The organism is Streptomyces sp. NPDC002018 (assembly GCF_042890865.1).
In the GTDB taxonomy this organism is placed as follows: domain Bacteria; phylum Actinomycetota; class Actinomycetes; order Streptomycetales; family Streptomycetaceae; genus Streptomyces.
The window spans coordinates 1-17,525 of the sequence record NZ_JBIASO010000043.1 but is presented as its reverse complement, the minus strand read 5'-3'; the positions used below and the strand labels follow the sequence as shown (position 1 = coordinate 17,525).

Annotated in this window: 14 protein-coding genes and 1 pseudogene; 8 read left to right on the top strand and 7 right to left on the bottom strand. The window is 67.9% G+C overall.

The window, feature by feature from the left end; genetic code table 11:
* Positions 1–346: 346 nt before the first annotated feature.
* The 4 genes from ACFYYH_RS34195 to ACFYYH_RS34180 form a co-directional block, all read right to left on the bottom strand.
* A complete protein-coding gene (locus ACFYYH_RS34195) occupies positions 347–718 on the bottom strand; it encodes a toxin Doc (RefSeq protein ID WP_388559738.1) in 372 nt (123 codons plus the stop codon).
* Between the two features lie 2 nt (positions 719–720).
* Positions 721–969, bottom strand: coding sequence for a YlcI/YnfO family protein (locus ACFYYH_RS34190; protein WP_388559735.1), 249 nt, complete (start codon positions 967–969; stop codon positions 721–723).
* A 149-nt stretch (positions 970–1,118) separates the two neighbouring features.
* Positions 1,119–1,517: a DUF6083 domain-containing protein gene (locus tag ACFYYH_RS34185; protein WP_388559732.1), complete on the bottom strand. Its 399-nt coding sequence runs from the start codon at positions 1,515–1,517 to the stop codon at positions 1,119–1,121.
* A gap of 176 nt (positions 1,518–1,693) precedes the next feature.
* A complete protein-coding gene (locus tag ACFYYH_RS34180; protein ID WP_388559730.1) occupies positions 1,694–2,119 on the bottom strand; it encodes a hypothetical protein in 426 nt (141 codons plus the stop codon).
* Positions 2,120–2,746: 627 nt separating this feature from the next.
* Here ACFYYH_RS34180 and ACFYYH_RS34175 point away from each other — a divergent pair.
* Positions 2,747–3,370: a hypothetical protein gene (locus tag ACFYYH_RS34175; RefSeq protein ID WP_388559727.1), complete on the top strand. Its 624-nt coding sequence runs from the start codon at positions 2,747–2,749 to the stop codon at positions 3,368–3,370.
* Between the two features lie 1,370 nt (positions 3,371–4,740).
* On the opposite strand, the gene ACFYYH_RS34170 is transcribed toward ACFYYH_RS34175, so the two are convergent.
* Positions 4,741–5,184, bottom strand: a complete 444-nt coding sequence (locus ACFYYH_RS34170; protein ID WP_388559724.1) for a hypothetical protein — start codon at positions 5,182–5,184, stop codon at positions 4,741–4,743.
* Between the two features lie 248 nt (positions 5,185–5,432).
* Between ACFYYH_RS34170 and ACFYYH_RS34165 the strand changes: the two genes are divergently transcribed.
* From ACFYYH_RS34165 to ACFYYH_RS34145, 5 genes are all read left to right on the top strand, one after another.
* The gene (locus ACFYYH_RS34165; RefSeq protein ID WP_388559721.1) at positions 5,433–7,289 is read left to right on the top strand and encodes a hypothetical protein; all 1,857 of its coding nucleotides are present in this window, start codon (positions 5,433–5,435) and stop codon (positions 7,287–7,289) included.
* Between the two features lie 176 nt (positions 7,290–7,465).
* A complete protein-coding gene (locus ACFYYH_RS34160) occupies positions 7,466–8,035 on the top strand; it encodes a DUF6420 family protein (protein ID WP_388559719.1) in 570 nt (189 codons plus the stop codon).
* A gap of 1,111 nt (positions 8,036–9,146) precedes the next feature.
* Positions 9,147–10,523, top strand: coding sequence for an IS1380 family transposase (locus ACFYYH_RS34155; protein WP_388559716.1), 1,377 nt, complete (start codon positions 9,147–9,149; stop codon positions 10,521–10,523).
* 806 nt (positions 10,524–11,329) lie between these two features.
* A complete protein-coding gene (locus ACFYYH_RS34150) occupies positions 11,330–11,632 on the top strand; it encodes a hypothetical protein (RefSeq protein ID WP_388559713.1) in 303 nt (100 codons plus the stop codon).
* 2 nt (positions 11,633–11,634) lie between these two features.
* Complete coding sequence (locus ACFYYH_RS34145) at positions 11,635–12,429, top strand: hypothetical protein (RefSeq protein WP_388559710.1); 795 nt, start codon at positions 11,635–11,637, stop codon at positions 12,427–12,429.
* Between the two features lie 128 nt (positions 12,430–12,557).
* On the opposite strand, the gene ACFYYH_RS34140 is transcribed toward ACFYYH_RS34145, so the two are convergent.
* The gene (locus ACFYYH_RS34140) at positions 12,558–12,902 is read right to left on the bottom strand and encodes a hypothetical protein (protein WP_388559707.1); all 345 of its coding nucleotides are present in this window, start codon (positions 12,900–12,902) and stop codon (positions 12,558–12,560) included.
* Between the two features lie 585 nt (positions 12,903–13,487).
* Between ACFYYH_RS34140 and ACFYYH_RS34135 the strand changes: the two are divergent.
* A pseudogene (locus tag ACFYYH_RS34135) lies at positions 13,488–13,881 on the top strand (Tn3 family transposase); the annotation flags it as partial.
* A gap of 1,540 nt (positions 13,882–15,421) precedes the next feature.
* On the opposite strand, the gene ACFYYH_RS34130 reads toward ACFYYH_RS34135, so the two are convergent.
* Entirely contained in the window at positions 15,422–16,399 is a 978-nt protein-coding gene (locus ACFYYH_RS34130; RefSeq protein WP_388559704.1) for a LysR family transcriptional regulator, read from the bottom strand.
* Positions 16,400–16,993: 594 nt separating this feature from the next.
* Here ACFYYH_RS34130 and ACFYYH_RS34125 point away from each other — a divergent pair.
* Positions 16,994–17,305 carry a hypothetical protein gene (locus tag ACFYYH_RS34125; protein ID WP_388559701.1) on the top strand — a complete coding sequence of 104 codons (312 nt, stop codon included), beginning with the start codon at positions 16,994–16,996 and terminating at the stop codon, positions 17,303–17,305.
* The last annotated feature ends 220 nt before the right edge of the window (positions 17,306–17,525 follow it).

The following is a 17,525-nucleotide window of genomic DNA, read 5'->3' as shown; positions in this document are numbered from 1 at the left end:
ACCGCAGCCAACTCCTCACCCAGCACACCCGATCAACGACACGACCGATCAAGAAGACACGCCATCACGGAAGGCACATGACCAAGCCCTACTAGAGGACCAGCTCCTGGTCGTCGTCGACGTCCACAGCCTCCGGGGCCGGGGCGGCGGGACGGGGCGCGGGCAGCACGACCGGGGTCACCGGCGCGGCCGGGACCTGGTCCTCGGGCTGCGCGGCCGCGACTTCGCCTTGCGGCCGCCACTGTCCTTCGCCGCCTCCATCGCGGCTCGTAGCGCAGGTCGACGCTGGGCGCCTCGTCGCCGCTCAGACCCGCCGCAGGTGTGTGGGCGGTCTCGCGGAGGTCGGTCAGATGCGCCAGGTGCGGATGCGGTCGGCGGCGTCGTAGGCGTCGGTGTGTCCGGTGTCGATGTCGCGGGCGATGTCGATGAGCGCGCCGTACGGAGGGTCGATGCCTTCGCCTGCGGCGTTCATGAAGGCGACGGCGATGCCGGCGCCGAAGAGTGCGTTGCGGGCGGGGAGGGGGCGGAGGCGGATGATGGCGTGTATGAGGGCGGCGGCGCGCCAGGCGTTGTCGACGGTGGCGCCGATTCTGGGGGTGTTGACGCGGTGGCGGCCGACGGCGGCGACGAGGTTGGAGAAGTCGTGGACCGTGGGGTGTTTCGGGAGGACTTCCGCCTGGCGTCCGAGGAGCCAGCGGATGTCGATGTAGAGCTCCACGGTCAGGCGGCCCGGCCGGGCGCGTCCAGTCGGCTGGGGGCATCATCGGGGAAGGCCGCGTCGAACGCATCCGCGGCGCCGTCGATGAAGTCGCGGAAGACCGCGGCGGCGCCTTCGAGGCGGGGGGCGCGGACCGCGTCGTGCGCGGCCTGCGTGATCAGCGCGGACACCGTGGTTCCCTCGGCCTCGGCACGCTCCTTCAGCAGGGCGTGCAGCGCGTCATCGACCCGGATCGTCACTGACTTCGACATACCCCCGGCTGTACAGCAAGACGTACAGCACACCCTTGGCACTCAAACTCCGGCGTCGGCAGAGCCGTGAAAATTGGGGCTGGTCTGCGGGCGCTATACGGGCTCTCGCTCCTGGGCACCCGTGCCAGCCGTTCCGGTCGCGTCAGAAGTCAGGCGTCCGCGTCTGTTGGGTCTGCCTCGAACAGTTCCTCCGCTCGTCGTCGGCGGGCCTCGTTGAGGAGACGACGTTGCTGCAATGCCGTAGACACCAGGTCGGCCTGGGACCGTGGGCAGACGAGGGCGTGATCAACCTGGCATGGGGCTGTGGGGGCAGCGCTGTCAGGAAGGCGGTGAGCGTAGTAATCGATCAGGGCCCATCGGAAGCCCGAGGGCACGTCGCCTGCCCGCAGTGGGGCGGTGGGGTCGTTGCTGTCCAACAGGACGGTCCGGCCTTCTGGAGTGGCGAGCAGATCGCCGGCAAGGCCGCACGAGGGGCAGCAGGGGGTTGCAGGGGCCTCCTGCTGCGAGTTGATCGTCGGAGCTGCCGCAGTGTGTATGTCAATGGCCATGCTTCCTCCAGGTGAGATGAACGCTCCGGACCGGGCGGGAGAAGAACACGTGCTTGGTGTTTGCGTCGCGCTAGGAACCGGGCGCGGGCGTGCGGACGGCCCCGTCGGCGGTGGTGGCGGGGCGTCCGCAGGTTTCGGTGGTGGGGCCGGCTTGTGTGGACGTCGCGGCGAAGGGGTCAGGTCGGCGGTTGCCGCAACGCGAGGAGCGAGGCGACGACCTGCCCGACGGATTCGCCGTTGCGCAGTCGTTGTCGCGCGGTCGTGCCGTCGATGTGCACGTCCAGGTCGTCAGCGCACATGCCGTGCAAGCGCAGTTGGGCGGCGACGCGGGGCCGGTGGACGCCGAGCGCGTTGGTCCAGCGCCGCACCCCCTGCGGAGACGGTTCTGCCTCCAGCCACTGGGGAGCCAGCTCGGCTGCCTCCTGGCGCGTACAGCCGGCCTCGACGAGACCGTCCATCACCACGCGCAGGGCGGAGCGGCTGGCCGGACGGGGGGTATAGCGCCGCTTGGTACGTGGGGTGGGGGCCAGGTCACCGAGGTCAAGGCCCTCACTTCGGGCGATGTCGGCAGCGCCCCGCGGGCGCTGTATCCGGCGAGGCATGTGAGCCGGCGTGGGCCGCTGCCCCGGGGCAGGCGGTTCGCCCGCACCTGTGAGGTAGCGGTATACGGCTGCGATGTCCGGGTCGTCGAACGCGGGGATCATGGGGAGCCTCCCAAGGCGGGCATGCGAAAGGCCCCGCCCGGGATCTCGAGCGAGGCCCTGAAGGAAGAGGAAAAGGTGCCCTGGCTCAGCAGGAGCGGGGCAACAAAAAAGGCGGAGGGTCGCTGGGACCTTCCGCCTGCTTCGAGAGGGAGCGCCCCGGTTGGGGGCACAACTGTGCTACTGGCATCAGTGTGACGCTAAAAGTATGGGAGATCAACTCCCTTCGTTTCGTGGTCAGGAAACGACGAAGGCCACCGTCGCAGACGATGGCCCGCACCCACGTGCCAAATACTTCCGGGCACGCCAGGGACGCCCCCAGTGTGACACGAGTTGCGCACGACGCAAAGTCCCCCCGAACCGGAACGGTCGGCCCCGTACGGGACCCTGTGCTGTCCCAGTGAGCCGGTGCCGGGTGCCGGCCGGACCAAGTAGGCGGAGGCGATCGCGCCGCCGCGCGAACCGAAACGCCGGTGACGGATATTCCGTTTGGCCGTGCGGGCCAGATCGCAGATACGGTCCTCCGCCATGGGAGATGCCTCTTGGACAGACATACTCAGCGCCGTCTCGGCAGTGATCGCCCTGGGTATCGCGTGGATCGCGAACAAGGCCGCGTCCCACGCCAACCGGGCCGCGGAGCGGGCGAACGCCACGGCTGACGCGGTGGCCCAGGTCGAGCGAGACCGGTGGCATCACGAGATGACCCCGCAGTTCGACGTGACGATCACACGACTGGGCCCGGGAACGGGCCAAGCAAGCCTGGTGTTGACGTTCGAGGGCCCGGCGGCACTGGAGCGCCTGGACGAGGTCGAGCTGGAGATCCGCGACGACGGCTACACCCACGGGGTCGGCCTCGCAGGCGGGCCCAATGAACAGGAACTTGAGAACACCATCTGGGGGCCGTACCGCTTCAAGCCGGGCATCGACGGCGCGACCGGCATCGGCCGTATCTCCCCCGCCGTCCCGCTGGTACTCGGAAGCCTGATCAAGCGGGCGCTGGAAGACTCCTCTCCCCCGTCGTGGACTGACAGGACCAACTGGCGCGAGCGGTACGGGAACGAACCGGTGCGGCTGTGGGTCCGGTGCCGACGCGAGGGCTACCAGCCGTGGACGCTCACCTACAACGTGCGGGTCATCAATCCTGGGGACTGACAAGCCAAGGCCCTGGCGCCGCCGTCGTAGAGAGCGTTGCGGCAAGGGCCGCCGCGGTTGCGGCTGTCTCGGCGTGGGGAAGGCGCGGCGGCTCAGTTCGCGCGCCGCCTGGTTCTGCCGCGCCCTCGCTTCCGCGATGGCCAGGGCCGCCCCAGCGCGGTGGCGCGGCCCCACGGGGTGCTGTCCGGGCGTGGCGATAGCCGTCGCCAGCCGTCTCGGCTCCGGTAGGCACTACAGCTTGAACGCCAGCTGGCCGGAGACTTCAAGGGCGGTACGACGGGCTTCGGCCCGGGTGCGGGGTGGATGGTGAGCGCCCCCGAACGGGACCGGTCAGGGGCGCCGCCACGTTGGCCGTCACCGCACAGGCACGAGGACCTCGTTACGATGCGTGCAGGAGGGTGGACGCAGGGGAACTTAGGGCGTTGCACGAGCAGGGCGTTCCTACCGCGGAGCTGGTCAAGCGCTACAAGCTTCCAAGGCCCGTAATCTACGAGGCGATCCTGACCGCAAAGGCGATTGCCGAGCCCGTGTGTCAGTCCGTGCAGGCTCGGGGCCGGTTACCGTGCTCTCGGCCGGGGTCGTGGCTGTCGCTCGCGAAACGGTCGCGCAGGGCCGCGGCACTGTGGCCGAGATGGCGATCAACATGAATCTTCCGCACAGCACGGTGTACGCGGCCGTATACGGACTGACCTGGCGATCGGTCGTCGATCCTCCTCCACTGCCCCGCCCGCTTCCCGTTGGCCCGCCAGTTGTCGCATCTCTCACGGCGACCGACGTGGCGGAGGCCAGGCGCTTGTACGGGCCCGGCTCGTCCATTCGTGATCTCGCCTTGCGGTTCGGTGTTGCGGACAGAGCACCATCCGCTCCGCCATTCATGGGCTGAGTTAGGCGTTCGTGACGGACCCGCCCCCGGTTCCGATCGCGGCAACCCCCGGCCGACGCCACATCCCTGACTCGGATGTGGAACTGATCGTCGAGCTTCGGGTCCAGAACCGCCACGTGGGAAGAGATCGGTAATCGGATTGGTGTGCACAAGTCCTCGGCCTTGCGGGCCTACCGGCGTGCGAAGAGGGCATAGCCCAGCTCCCAGGCCTGCAGTTCATTGAGCTCCTCCAAGTCCTCTTCCTCGCGCCCTGGGCGTGCTCGGTAGTCCTCGGCCTGTTCCGGGGAGGCGAGGAAGTCAAGGACGAGTCCGCGCCCAGCCCCTTGACCCGGGCCGCCTCCGACACCGCGGGCCGGCCGGCGCTTGGAGGAGCGTGGGCTCGGCCAGCGGCTCCAGCTTCGGAACGGCCAGCAGTTCGCGGCTCCGGCATGCAGACCGCCCCCGGATTTCACCCGGGACGGCGGCTCAGCCCCTGGGCAGCGAGCCTTCATAGCTGTCGCAGGCCGTCTCCCGGGTTCGCGCCGGTCCGGCCGGGACCGTGGGGCCAGCGTCGGCCGACCGTCGGCTCGTTTCCGTCCCGGCACGCCGTACGGACCGGCCGCCTAGGGCAGCGACCGTTCGCGAGGGCGGCGTCGGCGAAGTCGCCGGCGCTGGCGCTGGCGAGCGCGCCGGGCGGCAGGCCAGCGTGCAGCGCCACGGCCCACCACCGTGCGCCGCCGTCACCGCGGTACGGGCGTCCGGCTTCAAGGGCGCCGCCGGGGCCCGGCCAGCGCGGGGCGTGCGCGGCGAGCGGACGACAGGCTGCGGCAGCGCCGTCGGGGCCGGCGGCCAGCTCGGTCCAGGCGGCCGCCGGAGCGCCCAGAACGTCACCGGTGCCGGTCAGCAGGGCGTGCGCGAGGTGCCGGTCAGCGCGCCGGGCGGGTCGCACCACGTCGAGGAACCGGGCCCGGCCGAGTCGCTGTCCAGCGGCCGGGCGGCCAGCTCGCGTAGCCGGTCCACCCACGGCCCGGCCGCTCCGTACGAGCTGGCGCCTGTCCGTGCAGCTGCGGGCGGGTCGGCGCACCGTTTGCCCGCATGACAGCGCGGCTGTCAGTGGTGCTCATTAGGCTGAATGGTTGATGATTCTCCACTTTTTCTCATACACGCGGGGCGCCGGTTCTTGGGGCGGAGAGCCGAGCTGTGCTGGCGAGGGGGCTGGCTATGGGTTTTGACAATCGACAGATCCAGACGGCTGTTCTGGCGGATCCCGAGTCTGATGAGCCGGTGGTCTGTCCAACAGATCCCATCGAACTTGAAGCGTTCCGTGAGGAGTTCTCCGGGACGTCGTTCTGGTGCGGGGTCCTGCTGGGCGGGTGTGGGGGCCGGTTGACGACAAGGCGTGGCAATGTCCGTGTCAGCCACTTCGCGCACTTCCCCGATCCGGAGGCGTTATTGCCTCCCTGCGGCCGTCGTTCCCGCGGTGTCGCGAGTGCGGACCACCTCTATGTGAGGGCGGCTACGCAAGCGTGGCTGCGGAGCCAGGGGCACACTCCGCGCTACCGGTACGTCGACCGGGACGACGTACCGATCGGTTCCCTCGTGGAGATCGAACTGGGCGGGCACACGCTGCGTCTGCACATGGACCGGACAACAGCACCCGACTGGGATGCCGTGGACACCGGCGACACCATCCTCGGCCCGGGGGTTCGTATCGATCAGCTAACCCTGGTGCGCCGGCGCTACGTCAACCGCGTCAAATTCGTCAGCGAGGGCACCAAGCGGGTCATGGTCCTGGGCACCGAACTCCCTCACGTGGGCACCGACTGGGACTTCGACCTCGCGGACTGCACCGTCACCGAGGACGGCCGGCTCATCACCCCTGTCGTGGCGCGGCTCCAGGCCGAGCACCCTGCCCTGGCCGCCGCCTCGGACCCGCTTTCCGCACCCTCCTCTCCTGCCGGTGAAACGCCGGCACCGTCGCAGCGGCCTCCCAGCAAGAGGGTGGAGATCCCGGTCCAGATCGGCGCCCTGGTCCGGCGTATCAGCACCGCTGTACGGGAGAAGGAGACCGCTACGATCCGCCAGTTGCGGGACGAGGCAGAGCTTCAGACCTCCCGCTGTGAAGGACAGGCGCTTGAGCACCTACAAGGTGCGATCCAGCACGCGAACGAGTGGCTCAGCCACCAGGACCGCATCCGCCGGCTGCTCTTCGACCGGGTCAACGAGGCGGTCCAGCACGGGTACGACTTCGAGGTCCGCGCGCTGGTTCCCCAGGTCAGGGAAATCCTCCGGCACGACGTGGACCCCACGCAGGAGGAATCGAGCGTCCTCAACACCGCCGACGTGCTCCTTCAGGAGATGCACCGACGAGCCGGCCGGCCGCAACGGCCCTCGCCGCCGGTGCGCCAGCGCACGAAACCGACGCGGTCGGAGAAAGAGGCGCGGCGTACGGCGCTGCCTCAGACCCGGAGCCTCATCGGCAGACTCCGGGTGAAGGGGCTTCCGGCGGGCGAGGAGAAGCAGCTCATCGAGGATCTGGTGCCCCTCGCGAAGGCTGCCGACGACCTTCTGTCGGTGGCGGAACGGCACGATGTGGAGGAGTGGGTGAAGAAACTCGCCGACCCCACGCAATGGCCGCCGGCCGACGAAGAAGCCGCTGCGGCCGCGGAGTCGGAACCTAACTCGTCCGCGGTACCTGCCGGCACACCAGCACGCCTTGTGCCCGTAGCGGCCGCCGTCCACGGGGCGCTGAAGAAGGCCGCGCGGGAGCGGAGTACCACCAGCTGGAAACGGCTGGAGGACCAGCTCGGCTCCGCGCTCCCCCGCCTGAACGAGAGCGAGCGGGTCCAAGTGCTGATCCAGGTCGACCGTGCCACAGCAGGTGACGAGCCGCTTCTGTCATCCCTGCTGGCGGCGGGTGATCCACACTTCGCCCACCAGTACTACCGCCGCGTTGTCGCCGCGCTTGATCTTGAAGCCCCGGACGACGACGAGGACTTGCGAGACGTCATCGAAGCCGACGTCGAACGGGTCTTCTCGGACTGGCGCTTCCGATAGGTCCGGCCGAATGACGCGCTGGCCGCAGCGAGCACCTTGGGCGGTCCAGCGCCGCCTGGGGCGTTCGCGGTGGAGCGAGGCGCGGTCCCAGTGCTGACCGTCTGTACTCCGGCCGCAGCCCGCGCTCCTTCGGCCTGCGGCACAAGGAAGCGCCTCCTGGCTGGTATCCGCGCCCAATGGGCCGGACCCGCCGAACACCAAGACCGACAGGCCAGAACCTTCGACGAGAGCGAGAAGACATAAGCACCGATAACGGGGCGTCCGGCCCGTACATCGCGTTCGACGGCCTCCCGCCGCTGCACAGCAGGGAGATCGCCCTGCCGCGCATCCATCCGTACGACGACGTCTCTACCGGCCGCTACCTCACCCCCGGCGGTGGTCGGCTGACCATCGAGAAGAGCACCACCCACCACCGGATCACCCTCGACCACCTCGGCTGCGACGCCCAGACCACCGCCGCCAAGGAGGACGCCTTCAAGCGCCTCGCCCTCGCGGCCGAAGGCCAGTGCGTCCTGGCTGGCTGCACCCACGACGCCCGGTTCTCCATCGGCAACGTCTACCGCTGCTTCCAGGTCCGGACCGACTGGATCACGGCCACCACGTTCGTCCGTGCACTGCTGGCCATCGAGCTTGGCGACTTCGGCCCCGCCGACACGCTCGCGACGAAGACCAACGTCGACGTCGGCCCCCGCAGCCACCGGTCGCTCAAGCGGGGCGGTGGCGACACCACCGAGAAGACCGAGTGACGCGCGGCCTGGCGGCGCGCTTGCAGGGCGCGGTGGTAGCCGTCCGGCGGGGGTGTGTCGCTGGAGCAGTGCGGCGGGTGCGGCCGACTGTGCGGCCGGGGCGGCGATCGCCGACCGTGGCGGGGCCGGTCCTCGCGGGCACGGGCGGCAGGACCTACAAGGCATGGACGTTCGCGCCCGGTACCCGCTCGTTGGCGGCCGCGCCCGCTCAGTGACTGTTCAGGCACACGCCCCATGGTGCTGCCCGCAGTCCTGGTCGGCCTCGCCGGGGACAGGAGCCCGGCGGAAATCAGCTCCGTCCGGTACGAGAGCCCTTCGCCGCGGCGGACTGGGCGCCGGAGGGCACGGGGCCGGGGCCTTCCCGGTCCGCTTGCCGCCGCCCGGCTGTCGCCGCCCGTACGGCTGTGCCTGCCCCCGATCTCCTCCTTCTCCAGGATGCCCACTCTCGCCCTTCAGTCGCTGCTCCCCGCCCCCATCCGCGCCAGCTTGCTACCGCTCCATCGCCGACGGACGGCGATCTCACGGTCGGTACGGCCGTTGCGTTCGCGGCCCTCGGTCAGGCACCGGGAGGGGCGGAGGCGGGGAGCCCGGACGCAGCGTCGAAGCAGCCCACCTCCTCGCCCACCCCAAGCCGTTCGGCCACCCGGTCCGCGGCCTCCTCGCGCGGCGGGCTCCACTATCCGGCGCGCGCCAGGCCCGTCCGGAAAGCGGCGTCACATTTCCTCTTCACCCCGACATAACTAAGTCAAGAACCCAGGACCACGGATGCTTGCCCGGTTCGCCGTGGCCGGGCCGCTCGCCAGGCAAGCGTGGCTTGCCCCGGCTCAGGTCGACGGTTCTTGCTGTCCAGCTCCATCCCGCGACGCAAAGGGGTGGAGCGTTCCATGCTCCGTCTCTCCGCGTGCGATCCCCCACGCGCCCGACCGAAGGAATCGCCATGTCTGCTCCGACCGTCCCTACCGACCGGCCCGCCCCCCGAGCCGCCCTAGCCTCGGGCTTTCATGAAGCGGGCTGTCCGACAGACGGTCAGGAAAGCAGAAAGTGCCTCTGACCAGCAAGAATGAGGATTGTCGAGGTCCTTGTTCCCGCTCAAACCAGAGGCACTTCCCAGGTGAAGCACCCTATCGGGTCCTATCCCCGTGTCCGCGTTCAGGATGACGGCCGTCAGGTCGTTTCCCAGGCCGGGTCGGTCCTGCTCGTTGAGACAGTCCGCAAGAGTGGCCTTGACCAGGCCATATCCGCCGCTCTGGCTCCGTGGCGAAAGCCGCGGGCCGTCCACGATCCCGGCAAGGTCCTCCTGGACGTTGCACTGTCGGTCGCACTCGGCGGGGACTGCCTCGCGGACGTCGCGATGCTGCGGTGTGAGCCGGCCGTCTTCGGACCGGTCGCCTCCGACCCGACAGTCTCCCGCCTGATCGACACTCTCGCAGCCTCCGGCGAGAAAGCCCTGCAGGCCGTCCGGTCCGCACGGTCCGAAGTCCGCAACCGGGTCTGGCCGCTGGCGGGCCAGAACGCCCCGGACGCCGACGGACAGGTCACGGTCGACCTCGACGGCGTCCTCGTGATCGCGCACTCCGACAAAGAAGACGCGACCGCGACCTGGAAGAAGACCTACGGCCATCACCCCCTGACGGCCTTCGTCGACCACGGACCGGGCGGAACCGGAGAACCGGTCGCCGCCCTGTTCAGACCGGGGAACGCGGGCTCGAACACGGCCGCCGACCACATCACCACCGCCCAACTGGCCCTGGCCCGGCTGCCGAAGAAGTACCGGCGAGGACGGCAGACGCTCATCCGCACGGACTCCGCCGGCGGCACCCACGACTTCGTGTCCTGGCTCGCAAAGCGAGGCCGATGGCTGTCCTACTCGGTCGGCATGGTGATCACCGACACCATTCACCAGTACCTCCTGAAGATCCCGGCCTCGGCCTGGACGCCGGCCGTCGAGACCGACGGCAAGGTCCGCGACGGGGCCTGGGTTGCCGAGCTCACGGGCAAGCTGCTGGACGGCTGGCCCAACGGCATGCGGCTGATCGTCCGCAAGGAACGACCACATCCAGGGGCCCAGTTGAGGATCACGGACGCGGACGGCATGCGGATCACGTGCTTCGCGACCAACACCCCTAACCGGCCGATAGCCGAGCTCGAACTCCGTCACCGGCTGCGGGCCCGGGCCGAGGACCGGATCCGGGCTGCCCGGTCCACCGGCCTGCGCAACCTGCCCCTCCACCACACCGCGCAGAACCAGGTCTGGCTCGAGATCGTCCAGATCGCACTCGACCTGCTGGCCTGGATGCCTATGCTCGCGCTGACCGGCAAGGCCCGGCTCTGGGAGCCCCGCCGACTGCGGTTCCGCCTCTTCTCCGCGTCCGCCCAACTCGTCACCACCGGCCGGCTCAGGATCCTCCGCCTCACCCAGCACTGGCCCCGGACAGGTGAGATCACAGGCGCCCTCGAACGACTCGCGCTGCTGCCCAACCCGGGCTGACCAGCAGACCACCCGTCCCGACAGCAGCACCACCCGACCCCGGGCAGTGGAACCCGGCGCCCACCCGACGCGACACTCGGGCCACCGGCCTACCCACCACCCGCCCCAGAAAACGAAAGATCCGCCGACTCCGTCGACGGATCCCCACGAAAGTTCGAGGCTAGGGCGTCGTATGCGCGCCTCGGGCCCTGCGACGCTTACCACGGGCGCTAACTGGATATAAGAAGAAGCCCCGTAATCCCTACCGGTAGGGATTACACGCGCCCCACTCCCATAACCCCTACCAGCAGGGAGATTCACAATCCCGCATGGGGTTACCTATTCATCGCTGAACAACGGCTTTTGGGAGCTCTCGCTCAGCACCGGCCGGTGGCCCTTCGGGGGTGGCTCCCTCGACGAGGCCCCGGCCTAACATCCTCTGCCGATCCGGCAACGCAAGGCCCTGCCCTCTTCGCCGGCAGGGCCTTCGCCGTGCCTGCGGGCAGCCTACAAGCCGCCACGGGGACCGTGTTTCGCCCTGCCGGAAAGCGGTACTCCTGATTCCGCGCATGCGTCCCTGATTCAACCAAGCCGCAGTCAGGGGTAAAGGAGCCTTTCACAGCTGACGGCCTTTCGGAGTGGCGTCACACGTAATCCCTCCCTGAAGGAGGAATTGGGTCCCGTCATCACGATGGCGTAATATCCATGGGGTAACCGTGACGGGCCGTTAGCCGCGGCCGCGAACGTCATCGGTGAGCGAGATTCCCAAAAAATCCCGCGGTCGGGCTTCGACACCTGTCGGAGCTCGGCCGCTTTTACGAAGGGTCATGCCCTTGTTCAGCGACGTCTATGTCGCGATCGTCCTGATCTTCGGAATCGTGCTGGCCACGGCCTGTTACGCCGTGCGCCGTCTGGAGAGCAGGCCCGCTCAGATCGCCTCCGTCATCATCGCACTCAGTCTCCTGGTGGGTGCACTGGTCCCCGTCGTGCGCCTCCTGGCCGAACCCTCGGCCGCGCCGACCGAAGTCGTCGCGCCCTCGGTATCGGGGCCGACCTTCTCGCCGACGGCGCCCCCTGCTCCTGGGGCTGCCGGGCCCGGCCCGGCGGACCTGGCGCCTGCCGGGAGTTGACCATGACCGAACTCAAGACCGAGATCAAGACACGCAGGCAATACGAAGCCGAGATCGTAGGGAATCACCTGTCCCTGCTCGGCCTGCCAGCGGACTCCGTGGGCACCCTCTCCCGCATGGGCCGTCTGCGCACCCGCGCCCGGGGCACATACTTCGCGTTCTCGCTGTCAGGAGCCGCTTACCTCCTGGTCAACGGATGCATCTCCCAGACAGGACAGCCCGGAAAGGTACGTCTGTGGCGCGACTCGATGCTCTTCGAGAGCGTCAGCAGCAACACGCTCCCCGGCACGTACAACGAGGACAGAACGAACATCTACGCCGAGCAGACCACCTCGTACGCCGGGGTGTGCCTGTCACGGAGCACCTTCATCGAGTTTCCCAACTCGAAACTGAGCTTGGTGGCGACAGAGGACTCCGCGATTGGACTGATGCTCGCGCGCATGGCGAACAAGCGATACGTCATCGCGGAACGGCTCTACACCGCGACCCGGGCGAACCCCGTTACCCGGGTCGCCGCAGTGCTGGACTACCTGACGGAGACCACGAGAAGGAATCTGATCAAGACCAGGGAGGACGGGGCACTCGTGATGACGGTAGTCGAGGAACCGGTCGCTTCGGGGCCCAGCCAGGCCGACATCGCAGACGCCCTCTGCCTGGGCCGGGCAACCGTGGAGAAGGCCATCTCCGAACTCCGGCAGGCCGGAGCTTTGAAAGCCTTCAGCCCGGGGGAACGGACCAACCGCTGCTACCCGGTTAAGGACTGGACCCTGCTGAAGCAGATCGCCCTGGGAGGCTGAGGCCGGCGCCAGGTGCCCGGCTCCCGCAGGGGCCGGGCACCGGCATGTGTACGCACAGGCCCTCCGCCACCGGCCAAGGAAAGCTTCAGCAGTCGTCAAGAACCACTGAGCGCGGCGTATGCGGCGCGTTAGGGGCGTTGGGCCCAACACGTCTGCAGCGGGGTGAAGTGCGCCGCCCGGTCCAGGGCACGCAGCAGCTCCGGCTCCCATCCGGCGCGCGGAACATCGAGTGCGAGAAGGCCGCAGGAGCTGAGGGCCGCGAGCTGTACCCGATGCTCGACACCGATCCGCCACGCCTCACGCAGAACGTGGCGGGCCTCGTCGCGGGCAGCGCGGCCGGTTGTCGCGGCGGCCCGGAAATCGGGCAGTGCGACGAGCTGGCGGCCGGCCGTCTCCAGACGGGCCATCAGGTCGGCCGCCGCCTCGGCGTCCGGCCCGGGGCGGCACGAGGTGGATCCCGGGGGCGGCGACACCGCGGCGCAGTTGCTCCATATGTTCGGGCAGCGGCTCCCAGCCCTCAGTACCGGCGAGTTCCACGTTCACCTTGGCGACCACCGCGGCGTAGGTGCGTCCGGCGCCGCGCGGGCGCTCTTTGCCGGTGCCGTTCCACTGGGTGGTCACGTTGCCGCGGCGGATTTGGTAGGGGTTGAGGTCGGAGACGCTCCAGTACGCGTCGGCGGGATTGTTCTGGTCATCGGTCCACCGGACGTTGGAGGTGACGCAGGAAGAACAGCTGTTGCCCACGTTCCACCCGAGGGTGACACCTCTGAGGACGGGGTCGATGTTCTGCGGGGCGATGACGATCTGCTGGTTGAACTCAGGCTGCCTCGTAGGCGGAGGTGCGGAACGTGTACAGCACTCCGGGCTTCAGGATGCCGTACGGCACCGTTACCTTTGCCAAGGCGCCCGAGGCCACATACGGCGATACCAGCACCCCGTTGGGATCCGGCCCGTCAAGGTCGACCGCCGCCTTTGGGGTACCGTCCGCGTTCGCGGATAGCCTGCAGGGGCAGCTCGCCTGGACCGGCCCGACGGTCTAGTACGCGCCAGCCACCACGTCGCGCACGCTCGCGCGGGCGGCGAAGGTGCTGTTCGAGGAGCTGGAGGTGGTCGAGAGAAGTCGAGGAGCACGGCGCGGGCCTGGACGTGGCCGCGCTGTGGGCGGCGCTGGAGGAGGTCGCCTCGCGCGCCGCCGCCACGGTGGTCTCGCTGGTGCCCGAGGACGAGGGCTCGGCCGAGGTCGCGATGCGGGCCGCGCTCGCGACCTGGTACGCCACAGTGCGGCCGTTCCCTGTCACTGCTGGGCGAGTCGAAGCGCTGGACGCGGCGAGCGCCAGCAAGCGGGTTCTGGCCGGGGTGCGCGCCCTCCCGGCGCTGGTCCGGCGGAAGGTGGGCGTCAAGCCGTTGCTGCCGCGCGAGGGGGATGACAAGCTGGTGCCGCCCGCGTGGCGGCCCATACGGCCACGCTCCCTCATTCATGGCGCTGACTTGTGCCAGGCAGAGTCGTTTGGCGCACAGATGTCCGACGACTTTCGAACGCACGGCGTGGACGGCCCCAGGCGCCCGGCCTGCAGGCCGCGTCGGCTTCGCCGTTTTCATGTCACCGGGACTCCCCCCAGAGGAGCGAGAGCACCAGGCCACCGAAAGGTGACCGAACGCCAGAGTGCCCCGACCGGTCGAACCCGGGCGAGGCGCTCTGTAGCTCAGTGTCGGTGGGAGTGTTTCGTCGCCGCGTCAGCGGCAACTCCGCCTGAGATGGGGAACGTCAAACTGCAATAGCCTACCGGCCCACGCCAAATGGGGGATATTGACAAAGTCCCCGGTCGTCCAGTCGCCATCCACTCCACTTATTTGTGGCGTATTCATTAAAATTGCAGTACCAGTTGTCCGTCGCCTGGACCCAAACGGCCACGGCGTGGCCATAATCGTAAGACCCGTCATACCATTCCCAAGCGTTTACCACCTGGTCGGCAGCGCCATTTCCCGGCATCTCGAACCATTTTTCTGCAGTGGGCCAGGTATGCCAGATGCTACGAGATGGAGCGATTCCGAAACACTCCTGCCTCCCATCATGCCAAGACACTTGCAAGCTGGTGTACGGACCATCCTTGACAGTCCCAATCCACCCAAAGCAATTTACCGTTCCGTTCGCAGCGCGACTTGACCCCTGAATCGCGCTGCGTGCCTCCCTTTTGATGATAATAGCTGTGTCGTCATCCGTTATTGGGGCATCATTGGCGGAAGCCGGAATGACCAAGGCCCCGAATAGGGAGATCGAAGCGGTGGCGACCGTAATGAATCTTCGCATTCCCATGGCTTCCCCATCTGGTGTTGGTGTCATATTCCGGTCGCCATTAGATCAGGCTTGAGGGGGTTGGGCAAGGTCCTCGCATTGGACCGCCGTAACCTCCGGGAAGGGAATGTAAATCCACCCAAGAAGCGAATATTAAACCGCACGAGAGGTGAATAGAGGGTGAAGTTTTGCAGGAATTCGGCGGAGTCGCCGGGCATTCGGTTCATGACGGTTGGCGGGGAGAGTTAAACAGGCACAGCTTCCCGGATCATGGAGTTCTCGACGTCCCGTGACCTGGCTGGAATACCTTGCCTGTCTAAGCATCATCGTTGATCCCATCTGCCCTTGACCAACTCCGAGAGCGTCCAGACATTGCGCCGGAAGTAGTACCCGGGCACCTGGGCTGCCTCGCCCAGGTGCCCGGGGCGGTCTCGGGGAACGCGCGGCGGCCGAGCTCCCATCGCGGCGGTCTGCCGTTCCACCGCCTCCGTGATGCCCGAATCGACCAGGCACGGCGGTGCGGCTTGGCGGTGCGCTTGCATGCTGCGGCGGTAGCCGTCCGGCGGGGTGCGTCGCTGGGCCGGTGCGGCGGGCACGGTCGGCTGTGCGGCCGGGTCGGGGGGCCGCCCCGGCCGCACGGGTAGGCCGTCGCCGCGAGTTCCTCGCTTGCCTGATGATCGCGGATCGTGGGGCGATTCATCAATCGGTTGTGGAGCCGCGCACTGGCGTGGGTGCCACCGCCCGGGCGATGTGGCGGAGTGCGCTGACCACGGGTTTGTCGCGGTTGGCTGGTAGCCAGGCGAGGGCTGTGGTGTAGGGAGGGATGTCGGTCACGTCTATGTAGCTGACGCCGGGACGTGGATACAGGTGGCGTCCGGGGGCCGGGGGGAATTGGATTCCTTCGCCCAGAGCGATGAGGGACAGGGCGCTTTCGAAGTCGGCTACTGCGTGAGGGCTGTAGCGTACTGTGCTGCCGTCCGGGCGTGGGTTAGCCGACCAGTAATCGCGCCATACTCTGGGGACCTGAAGAGAGAAGCCGATCCGCGAATGATCTGAGAGTTGGTTCAGCGTGAGCGCATTTCGACGGGCCAGGGGATCGCTTCTGGCCATGGCGCCGCATCGCGGGCCGGTGGACAGAGGGAAGAATTGGATCCCTTCCGGTAACGGCAGTAATACAAAGGCCGCGTCGACCTCCTCCTTGAGAATCGCGCTGGTGAAATCGATGAATCCCAGCCGACGAATCCGTATCTCGAACTGAGGGTGGAGTGCCCGCAACTGCTCGAGTATCCGGGGTATGGGGGGAACCGCTGTCACGGCCTCAAGCGCGCCCAGCAGCATCTGTCCTGACACTGCGCGGGCGCAGAGGTCAGCCGTCTGCCGGAGTCGGGCGTAAGCATCGACAACCTGGCGTGCGTCGGGGAGCAGTGCTTGTCCGGCTGCGGTCAGGGCCACGGCACGGCTCGTACGATTGATCAGCTCAACGCCCAGGTCTCGTTCGAGAGCGTGGATCTGCCGGCTGAACACGGGCTGCGAAATGAGTTCGCGTGCGGCCGCGCGGCCGAAATGTAACTCTTCTGCCAAGGTCAGGAAGAGTCCCAACCGGCGGATGCTGGGCCCTCGGTGATCTTGCCCGGCAGCGCTGGAGAACCGGACGCTCTCATTCTCATCTTGAGTCATACCCTCCAGGGTATCGATCTGGTCTGGGATGAGATATGCCCTTCACAGCAATGGACAGCTACGATCCAACCCAAGACAGACAGGGCCCATCGGCCTGTTGGCGTTGTCCGATAGGTAATAGGGTGCGTAAGCGCCTACCATCGGCTTTGCCCGGCGTTGCCGCGTTTTTTGCGCTAACCACTGCATCAACAGCACACGGAACAGTTTCAACCGGAGCTTTACCCGCAGCCAAGCGTAAGGAGGGCGTCGCCCGGAGTCGAAGAAGTCCCGCACGGTCGGCCTCGTCCGAGAGACGGCTTAAGCGCAGCGGGGCTGCTCGTAGTCCCCGAAGCGCGACGAACTTCGGGGAACGAACGGGCCGCCATTCGGTCGCCGCACGGTGCAGGGGTTCAGAAAGAAACAAGCTGTCACAAAGAGTGCGCCCGTCGGCCTCAGGCCGACACCGCGGGCGTCTGAATCGAAACTGGGGGATCCATGAAGTTGCGTTCACGGTTAGTCACTGCCGCAGCGGCGGTATGCGCGGTCGCCGGAATCGGCGTCGCGCCTCCGGCGGCCTCTGCAACACAACCAGCCGCCCAGGCCTGCGGGTCGTACGTGTACTACTGGTTCTACACCTCCTCCGGCGACCTCGACTACCGGCTCTTCGACTGCGCCAGGCGCCATAATCTCAACTCCCGCGGTTACGCGCTCGACGTCGGTGCCTGGTCCGGATACGTCCACTTCGCCGACGGGCGCCGGGCCTACTTCTGCGATGGCTGGTTGCTTGACCTCAACGGCCGTCACGTCGTCGGCGTCGAGATGGCCGAGACGCGGATACCCGAATGCGGTAAGCCCACGTCGACCGCTGATCAGGACTCCCGGAGTACCGACGACCTGCGGCTCGACGTCGCCAGGCAACAGCCATAAGACGGCCTCGATTGGCCGACGTGGCGCCCGGCCGGGAGTGCCGGTCGGCAGAGGACATCGGCCGGGGTCGCTCCAGCGCCAGCGGGAGAGTTCCAACGGGCGGAACGACGAACAAGCAGCGGAGCCTAGGACTTGTCCGGTCGATCATGTGACTGCTTCGTGTGCGGGTCGTTGGTGTGGGCATGGGGCGGGGTGATCTGAGCGATGCTGAGTGGGAGCG